Genomic DNA, 13,021 nt, shown 5'->3' with positions numbered 1-13,021 from the left:
CCGACTCGAGGCCCAGCACGACGTCGACCGTGTCGGTCTTGGCCGTGAGCATCACGATCGGCACCCCGGAATCGGCCCGCAGCACACGACACACATCGATGCCGTTCATGCCGGGCAGCATCAGGTCCAGCAACACCAAATCGGGGCGGATCTCGCGAACCGCCGCCAGGGCCTGTGTGCCGTCGCCGACCACGTGCGGGTCGAACCCTTCCCCGCGCAGGACGATCGTGAGCATCTCAGCGAGTGCCATATCGTCGTCGACGACCAGAATCTTCGGCTTCATAACTCTATGTTGTCATCTCCCAGGCGAGGATCGGGCCGCCACGCCAACACTGGTGCGAACCTGCGGCACAGCCAACCTTATCGACCAACGATTTCGATGATCCGCGCGGCCAGCGTAGCGGGGTCGTCCTCGGATCGATATGTCCACCATGGCCCGTGCCAGTCGCGCTCGGCCAGCTCGCGGTAGACCGCACCGGTACGGTGCTGCAGACCACCGTCGCGCTCGTAGGCGTCGGGCGCGCGCTCGGCGTCGAGTTCGCCTCGCCTGCGGGCACGCTCGACGGCCAGCTCGGTCGGCACATCCAGCAGCACCTGGAGTGCGGGCACGGGCAATGCGAATCTGCCGAACTCCAATTCGCCTACCCACGCCACGATTTCGCCGTCGGCCGACTGGCCGAGCCGGGCCGCCGAATAGGCGGCGTTGGAGGCGACATAGCGGTCGAGCAGCACAATGTCGTTGTCGGCCAGCAGCTTCGACAGCTCGTCCTGCGCGCCCGCACGGTCCAGCGCGAACAGCAGCGCCATGCCGCTGACCGAGCCGGCCAGGTCGCCGTGCGCGCCGCGCAGCGCCTCGGCGGCCAGGTCGGCGTGCACACTGACGCGGTAGCGCGGAAAGGCGAGCGTGGCGACGCGCAGCCCACGGCTGCGCAGGTCGGTCACAACGCGCTCGATCAGGGTCCGCTTACCCGCGCCGTCGAGCCCTTCGACGGCTATCAGCACTCCCATGACCAGGCAGGATACCCCGCCCCGCGCCCGTCACCGACACCGGCTGACCGGCGTGGACGGCGAGTCGTTCACGCGGTCGGCGAGCCCGGTGCACCGATCGATGAGTCCGCGAACGCGGTCCCGCCGACCAGACGGCCGGCGGGACCAGTGCACGAGGCGCGCCTCGCCGGTGCTCGACTCGTCCATGCGCGATGCGCACTGTGTCGATGACCGGCTCAGCGCGTTCGCGACCAGGCGTTCAGTAGCGGTAGTGGTCCGGCTTGTAGGGGCCCTCCACATCCACGCCGATGTACTCGGCCTGGTCCTTGGTGAGCTTGGTCAGCTCGCCGCCGAGCGCCTCGACATGGATGCGAGCGACCTTCTCGTCCAAGTGTTTCGGCAGCCGGTAAACCTCGTTGTCGTACTCGTCCGGCTTGGTCCACAGCTCGATCTGCGCGATCACCTGGTTGGAGAAACTGTTCGACATCACGAACGACGGGTGGCCGGTCGCGTTGCCGAGATTCAGCAGCCGACCCTCCGAGAGCACCAGGATCGAGCGGCCGGTCTCCTCGAAGGTCCACAGGTCGACCTGCGGCTTGATGTTCAATTTCGTTGCGCCGGAACGCTCCAGCGCGGCCATGTCGATCTCGTTGTCGAAGTGACCGATGTTGCCCAGGATGGCCTGGTTCTTCATCGCCTTCATGTGCTCGAAGGTGATGATGTCCTTGTTGCCGGTCGCGGTGATGACGATGTCGGCTTCACCGATCGCCTTCTCCACGGTGACCACGTCGTAACCGTCCATCAGCGCCTGCAGCGCGTTGATCGGGTCGATCTCGGTGACCTGCACGCGCGCACCTTGTCCGGCAAGCGATTCCGCGCAGCCCTTGCCGACATCGCCGTAGCCGCAGATCAATACCTTCTTGCCACCGATGAGCACATCGGTGCCGCGGTTGATGCCATCGATCAGCGAATGGCGGGTGCCGTACTTGTTGTCGAACTTGCTCTTGGTGACCGAGTCGTTGACGTTGATCGCCGGGAACACCAGTTCGCCCGCCGCCGCGAACTGGTACAGCCGCAGCACGCCGGTGGTGGTCTCCTCGGTGACGCCGCGGACCGATTCGGCGATCCTGCCCCACTTGCTTCGATCGGTCTCGAACCGCTCACGCAGCAAGTTCAGGAACACTCGGTACTCGGCCGAGTGGTCGGCGTCCTCCGGCGGAATCACGCCGGCCTTCTCGAACTGCGCGCCGCGCAGCACGAGCATGGTGGCGTCGCCGCCGTCGTCGAGGATCATGTTGGCCGGCTCGTCCGGCCAGGTGAGCATCTGCTCGGCGGCCCACCAGTACTCCTGCAGGGTCTCCCCCTTCCAGGCGAACACCGGGGTGCCTTCGGGCTCGTCGACGGTGCCGTGCGGGCCGACGACCACGGCGGCGGCGGCGTGGTCCTGGGTGGAGAAGATGTTGCACGACGCCCAGCGCACCTGCGCGCCCAACGCCGTGAGGGTCTCGATCAGCACCGCGGTCTGCACCGTCATGTGCAGCGAGCCGGAGATGCGCGCGCCCTGTAGCGGCCGCACCTCCGCGTACTCGCGGCGCAATTCCATGAGACCGGGCATCTCGTGTTCGGCCAGACGGATCTCCTTGCGGCCGAAGTCGGCCAGCGACAGATCCGCCACCTTGTAGTCGATGCCGCCTCGGACATCGGCGGTCAACGACGTGCGTGCGGGAAGTTCTGAGGTGGTCATCAGCCTCTCCTGTTCGGCAAGTACCGAGGCAAGGCTAGTCGCTCGACGGCCTCGGCCTTCGCCCGGCGGTCTATGCGATCACGCCGCGGGCGGCCAGTATCCGGCGCCGCTTGCGCGGATGGACGTTGGCCAGGGTGACGTCGCCGCCGTAGTGGGCGAGCACGCGCGCGTCCATCACCCGCCGCCACAGCGGCGGGACGGCGGCGAACAGGATCATGCCGGCGTACCCGGCCGGCAGTTGCGGGGCCTGCTCCGAGCTACGCAGCGTCTGGTAGCGGCGGCCGGGGTTGGCGTGATGATCGCTGTGCCGTTGCAAGTGGAACAGGAAAATGTTGGTGACCAGATGATCGCTGTTCCAACTGTCGCGCGGCGAGCAGCGGGCGTACTTGCCGTTCGCGCGGCGGGACCGCAGCAGGCCGTAGTGCTCGATGTAGTTCACCGTCTCCAGCAGGCCGACGCCGAATGCCGCCTGTAATGCCAGCCAGGGCAGCACCTGATAGCCGAACACCGCCACCAGCGCGCCGAACAGGGCCAGCGTCATCGACCACGCCTGCAGGATGTGGTTGTCGACGCTCCACCAACCCTTGCCCTTGCGCGCCAGACGGTCGCGCTCCAGGTCGATCGCCGAACGGAAGCTCCCGCAGACGCTGCGCGGCAAGAACTCCCACAGCGACTCCCCCAGCCTGGCGCTGGCCGGATCCTCCGGAGTCGCCACGCGTACGTGGTGGCCGCGGTTGTGCTCGACGAAGAAATGCCCGTACCCGGACTGGGCGAGAGCGATCTTGGCCAGCCAGCGCTCCAGACGCTCGACCCGGTGCCCGAGTTCGTGGGCGGCGTTGATACCGATGCCGCTGACGAAGCCGAGAGTGACGGCCAGGCCGAGCTTGTCGATCACGCTCAGCTCGTCGCCGGACCACAGGTAGCTCGCGATGACCAGACCGATCAGCTGTACCGGCAGCATCAGATAGGTGCACCAGCGGTAGTACCGATCGTTGGACAGTAGCTCGTAGTCCTCGTCCTTCGGGTTGTTCCCGTCCTTGCCGATCATCCAGTCCAGCACTGGAATCACGATCAGCACGATGATCGGGCCGATCCACCAGAAGACCTCCAGCCCGGTGCGTAGCACAAGCTGCGACGGCAGCAAGGCCGAGGACGGCGCGACCAAGCCGAGAACCCACAGATGGCGCTTGGGATCGGGCGAACCCACTGGATTGCCAACCGTTTGCACTGTTGCCCCACTCAATGAAGACATGAAACTCCGACGACCCGACTCGATGAGAATACTTGTAGACGTCGCGGGTATTACACACCTGGGCAAAGTAAACGTGTCGGCGATTACAAGCCGAGTAGTCGGTTTTTAATTTGCTACAGAGCTGCTGACCCGTTGCGAGCGGGTCCGCACCCGCTCAGCTGCGTGCGCGTGCGGCGATGATCGCCTCCACATACGGACTCAGCAGCGCGCTCAACTCCGCGGGCGCGTCCCGCCCCGGACCCGGCGGAGTGGGAATGTAGCTGAGCGCGATCCGCACGAGGGCGTGTGCGATCACGCCGGATTCGGCGGGCGTCGCCGCCACCCAACTGTGCTGGAAGGCCCGCGCCAGGCGCTCGGTCGCGTGCTCGAGCAACGGCCCGGCATCCAGGGTGATCAGCCGCAGCAGATCCAGCTTCACCTCGCCGGCGACCAGCGACTGGACCAGGGGATCGACCGCCGCGTCGACGAAGAAGTCGGCCATGCCGTCGCGGAACGCGGCGCGCGCGTCACCGACGTTGCCGTTGATCGCCGCGTTCACGTGGTCGACCAGGTCGTCGGCCAGACGCAGGGCGTAGGCCTGGGTGAGTCCGTTGCGCGAGCCGAACTCGTTGTACAGCGTCTGCCTGCTCACACCGGCTTTCGCCGCGACGTCACCGAGCGTGATCTTGGACCAGTCCCGCTCGGTGAGCAGCTCGCGCATCGCGTCCAGGACCGAGGACCGCAGCAGTTCCCGCGCGGCCTCCTGGTAGGGAGTCCTGGTTCCGTTGCGCGGCATGCTCGCGACACTGTCACGAGGGACTACCGCAGTCAAAATCTCACGACCGTTCGATCTCGACCATGAAGAAGTCGGCCTTGGCGGCACCGCAGTCCGGACAGGTCCAGTCGTCCGGAATCTCGTCCCAGCGGGTACCCGGGGCGATCCCGTCCTCCGGCCAGCCCGTGGCCTCGTCGTATTCGAAGCCGCACTGAATGCACTGGTAGAGCTTGTATTCGGGCCCACCCGCCACCCGGCCGCCCGCCGTCACGGAATCACCCGGCGATGGCGTATTAAGCGATGGTGTGCTCATGTCCTTGCCCCTATCCGCTCGAAATCGATTTTTTCCCGCACGCCGCAGTCCGGGCAGCACCAGTCGTCCGGCACCGTCTCCCAGCTGGTGCCCGGTGGGAATCCCTCGTGCGGCGCGCCTTTCGACTCATCGAAGACGTAGTCGCAGACCGGGCAGCGAAACGCACTCATGCCCCGCCTCCGTAGCGCGCGAGTACCTTGTCCCGCTTGCCCGGATCGATATTGGCGCGGGTGATGTCGCCGCCATAGTGCGCGAGTACGCGCTTGTCCATGACGCGACGCCACAGCGGGGGGAAATAGGCGAGCAGGATCATGCTGGCGTAACCGCTCGGCAGGTTCGGCGCACCGTCCCAGCTACGCAGCGTCTGGTACCGCCGGGTCGGGTAGGCGTGGTGATCGCTGTGCCGCTGCAGGTGATACAGGAAGATGTTGGTGACGATGTGGTCGCTGTTCCAGCTGTGTACCGGAGCGGGCCGCTCATATCGTCCGCTCGCTGTGCGCCGGCGCGCCAAACCGTAGTGCTCCAGGTAGTTCACCGCCTCCAGCAGGCTGAAGCCGACCACGGCCTGCAGCAGCAGGTACGGGAGCAATTCGATGCCGAACACGGCGAGCAACGCCACGTACAGCACGGCCGACATCAGCCAGGCGCTGAGCACCTCGTTGCGCAGGCTCCACGGCTTGTTTCCGAGCCGCTGCAGGCGGACCCGCTCCAGACGCCAGGACGATCTGAAGCTGCCCCACACGGTGCGCGGCCAGAAGGCCCAGAATGTCTCGCCCACTCGGGAGCTGGCCGGATCCTCCGGCGTCGCGACGCGAACGTGATGGCCGCGGTTGTGCTCGATGTAGAAGTGCCCGTAGCACGACTGGGCCAGCGCGATGCGGGAGAGCCAGCGTTCCAGATCCACCTTCTTGTGGCCGAGTTCGTGCGCGGTGTTGATACCGATGCCGCCGATCATGCCGACGGTGATCGCCAGGCCGATCTTGTCCACCAGCTGCAGTCCGCCGTCGATACCGAGCCAGCCGGCGTCGTTCGCGGTGATGAGGTAGGCGGCCACGAGCAAACCGGCGTACTGGAACGGCAAGTACAGGTAGGTGAGGTAGCGGTAGTACTTGTCGTTCTCCAGATACTCCATCACCTCGTCGGGCGGGTTGGCGCCATCGGGGCCGAAGCACACGTCGGCGATCGGAATCAGCACGTAGACCAGGATCGGCCCGAGCCAGAACGGTACGTGCGCGAGGCGATGCCAGCCGAGTTCGTTCAACGCCCAGACCAGCGGCAGCCCGATCGTGAACAGGCCCGTAGGGGCGAATAACCCCCAGAGCCATAGATACCGCTTGCGGTCGCGCCACGCCGGTGCCTCGACCGGCGGTACGACCCCGGCGTTCGTCGACATGCGGTGGGGGTTCGTCGACATGGCTGTCTCCATTTCCCGAGGACGACACATCACGTGTGATGTGCATTACCTCTAGAATTGGACGGTAGACCTAAATTTGTCTGCTGTCTATACAAATCAGACAATTTGTAAACGGCCGAGAAACCGAACCCGCCCCGGCCGGAGACGGTATCCGACCGAGGCTCTGACCTGGGGGTTATCGCAGCAGCACGTCGGCGTCGGCAGGCAGCGCGTCCACCGGCCACCAGCGCAGGTCGGTGGATTCGTGGCTGCGCACCGGGACCGCGTCCGCGGGTGCGGTGATACTGAACAGCAGGTCGAGGTGGCGGGTGGGCACACCCAGTGAGCAGGTGATGGGATGCGCCTGGGCGCCGTACAACCCCGGCTCCAGTCGCAGTCCCGCGATGCCGGACTCCTCGGTCGCTTCGCGCAGCGCGGCGTCCGCGACGGTGTCGTCCTGCTCCTCGCAGTGACCGCCGAGCTGAATCCAGCGCCCGACGCGCGGATGCAGGGTGAGCAGTACCTCGCGGCCGTCCTGCGAGAAGACCACGGCGGAGGCGGTGATGTGTCCGGGTGCGTGTTCGCGCAGGCAGCCGCGTGGCGCGGAGCCGAGGAACGCCAGCATCGCCTCGCGCAGGGAACGATCCGAATCGGCTGCCGGACACCATGATTCGAGCAGTTCGGTGGCCGAGGCGTGCAGGGACTCCGCGCTCATCGGCGCCCGCCTCGTGCGACGGACATCCTCACAGCTCGACCAGCCCGCAACCGGCGCCGACCACCGGACGCGGGGTCAGCTCTTCCAGCGGATGCCCGATGGCGATCGCGCCGAGCGGACTCCAGTCCCCGGCCAAGCCGAGGACCTCGCGGGTGACCTCCGCGGCGAAGATCGTCGAACCGATCCAGCAGCTCCCGATTCCCTCAGCGGCCAGGGCCACCAGCAACCCCTGCACCGCCGCGCCCGCCGCGACGGTGAACATGGTGTGCTCGTCGGCGCGCCTGCGTTCGTCCGGATAGTCGTGCGCCCCGTCCGGCACGCAAAACGGGATGATCACCTCGGGAGCGTCGAACAGGATGCGGCCGCGGGCGACCCGGCGCTCGATCTGCTCCGGCGTGTGGCCGTCAGCGGCCAGATCCGCACGCCACTGCCGCGCCGTCGCCTCGAGCAACCGGGCGCGCAGCCCAGGCTTGCGTAGCCACACGAACCGCACCGGGCGCGCGTGATGCGGGGCGGGCGCGGTCAGCGCGACCGACACCGCCGCCCGGATGCGTTCCGGATCGACCGGAGCGTCGGTGAACCGACGAATCGAGCGACGCAGCAGGATCGCCTCTTTACGCCCGCGCTCGATCGCCTCGGCGGTGCCCAGCCAGAACAGGTCATCGGTACCGCCGCGCAGCAGATCCGTGGCGCTGGATCCGTCGTCGACGACCGGCAACCCGCGCACCACGGCGACCGGTACCCCGCCCAGCTTGCCTTTCACCAGGTCCGCGGCGGCGGCCAGCTCGTCCGCCACCGCCACCTGGGTGACGAACAGCTCGTTGCCCTGACCGTCCACCGCGCCCGCGTAATCGTGCAGCACCCGAAGCCCCGCGGCGCCGATGGCCGCGTCGGTCTGCCCATTGCGCCAGGCACGACCCATGGTGTCGGTGACGACCACGGCGACCGTCACGCCCAGCCGTTCGGCCAGCGCCGCGCGCAGCGCCTTGGCGCTGGCGTCCGGATCGGTGGGCAGCAGCACCAGCTCGCCCTGCTCGACGTTCGAGCCGTCGACACCGGAGGCCGCCTGCACGATGCCGAGCTTGTTCTCGGTGATCAGCGTGCGGCCTTTACGGGCGAGCACCCGCACCGCTTCCTGGTCGATGAGGCTGCGCCGGGCGGCGTCACGTTCCTCCGGGTCGAGTGGCGCGTCCACGATGCGCCCCTCGACCTTCGCGATGATCTTGCTGGTGACCACGAGTACGTCGCCGTCGGCCAGCCACGGCGCGCATCGCGCGATGTGTTCGGCGAGGTCGTGCCCCGGCCGGAATTCCGGCAGCCCGGTGATGGGCATGATGCGCAGCTCTCCGGCCGCGTGATCGGTCGGTGTGGTCATGGTTTCACTCCGGCGAGATCCAGTGCCTGACGCACCATTTCGGCGGTGGTCGGCGGGTCGGTCATCAACAAAGGCACGCTGCGCACCTGCACACCGGGCACGTCGGCGGTGTCGGTGCTGTGGATCAGCCAGCCGTCCAGGATTCCGGTAGCCGAACGCGCACCGTAGTACCGGCCGATCGCCTCGGCCGTGGTCTGCACCCCGATCACCGAGAGGCATTCGTCGGCCATGCCGCGTAGCGGCTTGCCGTCGATGACGCCGGCGACGCCGATCACCTTGGCCGCGGTGGTGCGCAGTGCGCCGCGGATGCCGGGCACCGCGAGAATCGCGCCGATACTCACGACAGGGTTCGACGGTGCGAGCAAGACCACATCGGCGGATTCTATGATATCGATCACATTCGGCGCCGGTTTGGCTTCCTCGGCGCCAATTGTGGCGAATCCATGGGTGTCGATGTTCGCGCGATAGCGAACCCACCACTCCTGAAAATGGATCGCGCGCCGTTCGCCAGGGTTGTCCGGATCTGTCACGACGACATGCGTTTCACAGCGATCGTCGGTTGCCGGGATCAGTTTCACGCCGGGCTGCCACCGCTTGCACAGCGCCTCGGTGACCGCGGAGAGCGGGTATCCGGCGCGCAACATTTCCGAACGGATCAGATGTGTGGCGATATCGCGGTCCCCCAAGCCGAACCAGTCCGGCTGGGCGCGATATTTCCCGAGTTCCTCCTTGGCGTGCCAGCTCTCCCCGATCCGGCCCCAGCCCCGCTCGGTATCGATACCACCGCCCAGGGTATACATGCAGGTATCGAGGTCAGGGCAGATTCGAAGACCGTGCATCCACACGTCGTCGCCGACGTTCACGATCGCGGCGACGTCCGCCTCGGGCAGCAGTTCCCGGACGCCCTGCAGGAAACGCGCGCCGCCGACGCCACCGACCAGCACGGCGATCCGGGGTCCGTTCGCGGGCGTGACACCCGCTTGTTGTCCAGTCACATCCGCACAGCCTATGCGGTGGCGTGGCAACCCCCGCTCGCGGCAAATTTGCTGTTTATTTGCTATTGCATGATGCAAGATCAGTTCGGAATGCGGCTGCGGATAGTAACGGAATTGCGACGGCGGCTTGACCATCGACGCGTCCGGCGTGTCTAATCACAGTCATGTCATTCCGGGTTCGCGCGAGATCTCTAGGCGCGGGCGAGTTTTCGAACAGAGGTTCGCATAGGGATGACGAGCTCGGGGACGTCCGCGGGACAACGTCGCGGGGTATGGCCGTCGGTGCGCGTGTTGGTCCGACGGAAAGAATCATTCTGCGCTAACACACAGTGAGGAGGCGGAGCGTGGCCAACGAGATGGTCTCGCCGACCGATTCCACAGCAGGCGCAGCACGTGGCGTCTGCGCAGAAAACGGCTGGAAGGACGGAGAGGGGGGTGACGGAGTCGCGGCGCCCCGGCTCAGCCTGGTCGTGACCGGCTTCGACGAGATGTTCGAATCCATCGAAGAGCAGTGGCAGGAGCGTGCCCTGTGCGCGCAGACCGATCCGGAGGCGTTCTTCCCCGAGAAGGGCGGCTCGACCCGCGAGGCCAAACGGATCTGCATGGGCTGCGAAGTACGCGACGAGTGCCTGGACTACGCACTCGCCCATGATGAGCGCTTCGGTATCTGGGGCGGTCTCTCCGAGCGGGAGCGCCGCCGCCTCAAGCGCGGCATCAGCTGACGGACGTACGCGGCGCCCGGAGTCGCGGTCCCCACCAGGGGCCGACTCCGGGCACAGCGACACGACCGGAGCAGATCCCCCGCCTCGATGCGGACGGCAGCGGGTGGCTGGCCTAGATTTTGTGTCATGGCACGTTCTCGTAAGCGTCGACCGCCGACCGCCCGGTCGGTGACCCGCCGCGGCCGCGGTGTGCGCGGGCCGATGCTGCCACCCACCGTGCCCGCCTGGCGGACCCGCGGCCAGAAATTCGACCGGCTGGTGCTGGAGGCGTTCGCCCCATTGGACACCCGCTGGCACGACCGGCTCACAAAACTGGACATCGCCGTCGACGACGTTCCGAAAATCCGTCCACTGCACCCGGATTCGGTGACCTGGCCGGATGAGGTCGTCGCCGACGGGCCGGTTCCGCTGTCCCGGCTCATCCCGGCCGGCGTCGACCGGCACGGTGCGGCGACCCGGGCGCGGGTGGTCCTGTTCCGCAAGCCGCTCGAACTGCGCGCCAGCGATCCCGACGATCTGGTGGACCTGCTGCGTGAAGTGCTGGTCCAGCAGGTCGCGACCTACCTCGGTGTGGATCCGGACGTGATCGATCCGGAAGCGGAGTGATCGGCACCCATCCATGCGGCGGCGGCCCCCGAATGCCGTTGCGGGGCGGGCGCCCGACGGCCACGTGTGTACGTCGGCCGCCCGCGGGGTATCCCCAGATCTCCCGCTCCGCGAAGTAGCGTCGGCCGGGCCGCGCGATCGCGGGATTCCGTGCCGCCCCACTCCGCGGAAAGCAGACCGAGATTCTTCAAGCGTGTCTGTCCCCATCGATGCGGCAGGGAGGTTACTCTCATCGGCGTGATTCCCATGCGTCGTTGCTGCCGTCCAGGCTGCAAGAATCCGGCCGTCGCGACGCTCACCTATGTGTATTCGGATTCGACCGCTGTGGTCGGGCCGCTCGCGACGGTCGCCGAACCGCACTCCTGGGATCTCTGCGAAACGCACGGCTCCCGAATCACCGCTCCGAAAGGCTGGGAACTGGTCCGTCACGAAGGCGGATTCTCCTCCAGCACACCGGATGACGACGATCTGACCGCACTCGCCGAGGCGGTACGCGAGGCGGGGCTGCGCCGCCGTCCGCCGGAACACGAGCAGCGCGGCTATCGCGACTACGCACCCCCGCCGCCGCGCACCACGCGCACCGGCCGCCGCGGCCACCTCCGCGTGCTTCCCGACCCGCCCTCCTGATCCGCCGGGACGCTGCCGGACCAGCCTGTGCGGCCACAATCGCACAACCACTAGGGTGTTGGGCATGACAGTCGCCCGCTCGGCCGAATTCGTGAACGCGGTGATCAAGGCTTACGACGTTCGCGGGGTGGTCGGTGATCAGATCGACGCGGAATTCGTCCGCGACGTCGGCGCGTCGTTCGCCAGGTTGATGCGGGCGGAGGGCGCACGCCGGATCGCCATCGGACACGATATGCGGGATTCCTCCCCGGGGCTGTCGAGCGCCTTCGCCGACGGCGTGCTCGACCAGGGACTGGACGTGGTGCACATCGGTCTCGCCTCGACCGATCAGCTGTACTTCGCCTCCGGCCAGCTCGAGTGCCCGGGTGCCATGTTCACCGCCAGCCACAATCCGGCCCGCTACAACGGCATCAAGCTGTGCCGCGCCAAAGCTCTCCCGGTGGGACAGGACACCGGTCTGGCCGCCATCAAGAACGAACTGATCGAGGGCGTGCCCGATTATCCGGGCGAACGCGGCACCGCGACGGAACTGGATCTGCTCACCGAATACGCGGCTTTCCTGCGCGGCCTGGTGGATCTGGGCGGCATCCGGCCGCTCACCATCGCGGTGGACGCCGGCAACGGTATGGGCGGCCACACCGTGCCCGCTGTGCTGGGCACCGTGGCGCAGGTGACCATCGTCCCGCTCTATTTCGACCTGGACGGCAGCTTCCCGAACCACGAGGCCAACCCGCTCGACCCGGCGAACCTGGTGGACCTGCAGAAACTGGTCCGCAACTCGGGCGCCGACATCGGCCTGGCGTTCGACGGCGACGCCGACCGCTGTTTCGTGGTCGACGAGAACGGCGACCCGGTGTCGCCGTCGGCGATCACCGCGCTGGTCGCCGAGCGTGAGCTGGCCAAGGAGCCGGGCGCGGTGATCATTCACAACCTGATCACCTCCCGCGCGGTGCCGGAGCTGGTGCACGAGCTGGGCGGAACGCCGGTACGCACCCGGGTCGGCCACTCGTTCATCAAGCAGGAAATGGCCGCCACCGCAGCGGTGTTCGGCGGTGAGCACTCCGCGCACTACTACTTCCGCGATTTCTGGGGCGCCGACTCCGGCATGCTCGCGGCACTGCACGTGCTGGCCGCGCTCGGCGAGAAGGACCGGCCGGTGTCGGAGCTGATGTCGTCCTACGCGACCTACGCGGCTTCCGGCGAGATCAACTCCACGGTGTCCGACGCGACCGCGCGGACGATGGCGGTGGTGGACGCTTTCGCGGACCGGGCGCACGCGGTGGACCGGCTGGACGGGGTGACCGTCCAGCTGGCCGACAATGCCTGGTTCAACCTGCGCGCATCGAATACCGAGCCGTTGCTCCGGCTGAACGTCGAGGCCAGGTCGGCGGAGGAAGTAGACGCACTCGTAACCGAGATCCTGGGCATCGTGCGCTTCTGACTGGAATAGTGGAATCACAGGCCTTGGATTCGCCCGACTCGGTCTCGGCATGGCAGCCCGACCGCTGCGGCGCGGGGGCGGAAACGATACAGCGCGA

General features: G+C 67.1%; 15 protein-coding genes. 4 read left to right on the top strand and 11 right to left on the bottom strand.

All coding sequences use genetic code 11. The features are described from left to right. From ACT86A_RS26690 to cofD, 11 genes are all read right to left on the bottom strand, one after another. Nucleotides 1–283: response regulator (locus ACT86A_RS26690; protein ID WP_445094981.1), on the bottom strand; the 283-nt coding region annotated here is incomplete at its 3' end. A gap of 77 nt (nt 284–360) precedes the next feature. Further along, a complete protein-coding gene (locus ACT86A_RS26685; RefSeq protein WP_445094980.1) occupies nt 361–1,008 on the bottom strand; it encodes a dTMP kinase in 648 nt (215 codons plus the stop codon). Nucleotides 1,009–1,246: 238 nt separating this feature from the next. Then, entirely contained in the window at nt 1,247–2,731 is a 1,485-nt protein-coding gene (gene ahcY / locus ACT86A_RS26680) for an adenosylhomocysteinase (RefSeq protein WP_445094979.1), read from the bottom strand. 70 nt (nt 2,732–2,801) lie between these two features. Next, nucleotides 2,802–3,983 carry an alkane 1-monooxygenase gene (locus ACT86A_RS26675; protein WP_445094978.1) on the bottom strand — a complete coding sequence of 394 codons (1,182 nt, stop codon included), beginning with the start codon at nt 3,981–3,983 and terminating at the stop codon, nt 2,802–2,804. 154 nt (nt 3,984–4,137) lie between these two features. Beyond that, nucleotides 4,138–4,758: a TetR/AcrR family transcriptional regulator gene (locus ACT86A_RS26670; RefSeq protein ID WP_445094977.1), complete on the bottom strand. Its 621-nt coding sequence runs from the start codon at nt 4,756–4,758 to the stop codon at nt 4,138–4,140. A gap of 40 nt (nt 4,759–4,798) precedes the next feature. After that, nucleotides 4,799–4,990, bottom strand: coding sequence for a rubredoxin (locus ACT86A_RS26665; RefSeq protein ID WP_445094983.1), 192 nt, complete (start codon nt 4,988–4,990; stop codon nt 4,799–4,801). Nucleotides 4,991–5,046: 56 nt separating this feature from the next. Further along, nucleotides 5,047–5,220 (bottom strand): rubredoxin, encoded by a 174-nt coding sequence (locus ACT86A_RS26660; RefSeq protein WP_445094976.1) that lies wholly within the window; start codon nt 5,218–5,220, stop codon nt 5,047–5,049. Continuing rightward, nucleotides 5,217–6,464, bottom strand: coding sequence for an alkane 1-monooxygenase (locus tag ACT86A_RS26655; RefSeq protein WP_445094975.1), 1,248 nt, complete (start codon nt 6,462–6,464; stop codon nt 5,217–5,219). Before ACT86A_RS26655 ends, ACT86A_RS26660 begins: the two co-directional genes overlap by 4 nt. Nucleotides 6,465–6,639: 175 nt before the next feature. Continuing rightward, a complete protein-coding gene (locus ACT86A_RS26650; protein WP_445094974.1) occupies nt 6,640–7,158 on the bottom strand; it encodes an NUDIX hydrolase in 519 nt (172 codons plus the stop codon). A gap of 28 nt (nt 7,159–7,186) precedes the next feature. After that, entirely contained in the window at nt 7,187–8,533 is a 1,347-nt protein-coding gene (locus ACT86A_RS26645) for a coenzyme F420-0:L-glutamate ligase (protein ID WP_445094973.1), read from the bottom strand. After that, complete coding sequence (gene cofD, locus ACT86A_RS26640; RefSeq protein ID WP_445094972.1) at nt 8,530–9,528, bottom strand: 2-phospho-L-lactate transferase; 999 nt, start codon at nt 9,526–9,528, stop codon at nt 8,530–8,532. Before cofD ends, ACT86A_RS26645 begins: the two co-directional genes overlap by 4 nt. Before the next feature lie 488 nt (nt 9,529–10,016). Between cofD and ACT86A_RS26635 the strand changes: the two genes are divergently transcribed. The 4 genes from ACT86A_RS26635 (at nt 10,017) to ACT86A_RS26620 (ending at nt 12,924) form a co-directional block, all read left to right on the top strand. After that, nucleotides 10,017–10,250: a WhiB family transcriptional regulator gene (locus ACT86A_RS26635; protein ID WP_445094982.1), complete on the top strand. Its 234-nt coding sequence runs from the start codon at nt 10,017–10,019 to the stop codon at nt 10,248–10,250. Between the two features lie 126 nt (nt 10,251–10,376). Next, nucleotides 10,377–10,856: a metallopeptidase family protein gene (locus ACT86A_RS26630; RefSeq protein ID WP_330228826.1), complete on the top strand. Its 480-nt coding sequence runs from the start codon at nt 10,377–10,379 to the stop codon at nt 10,854–10,856. Between the two features lie 246 nt (nt 10,857–11,102). Beyond that, nucleotides 11,103–11,483: a DUF3499 domain-containing protein gene (locus ACT86A_RS26625; protein WP_043697013.1), complete on the top strand. Its 381-nt coding sequence runs from the start codon at nt 11,103–11,105 to the stop codon at nt 11,481–11,483. Between the two features lie 64 nt (nt 11,484–11,547). Further along, complete coding sequence (locus tag ACT86A_RS26620; RefSeq protein WP_445094971.1) at nt 11,548–12,924, top strand: phosphomannomutase/phosphoglucomutase; 1,377 nt, start codon at nt 11,548–11,550, stop codon at nt 12,922–12,924. Nucleotides 12,925–13,021 lie beyond the last annotated feature (97 nt).

The organism is Nocardia glycosmidis (assembly GCF_052545115.1).
This window is presented reverse-complemented; position numbering and strand designations above follow the sequence as displayed.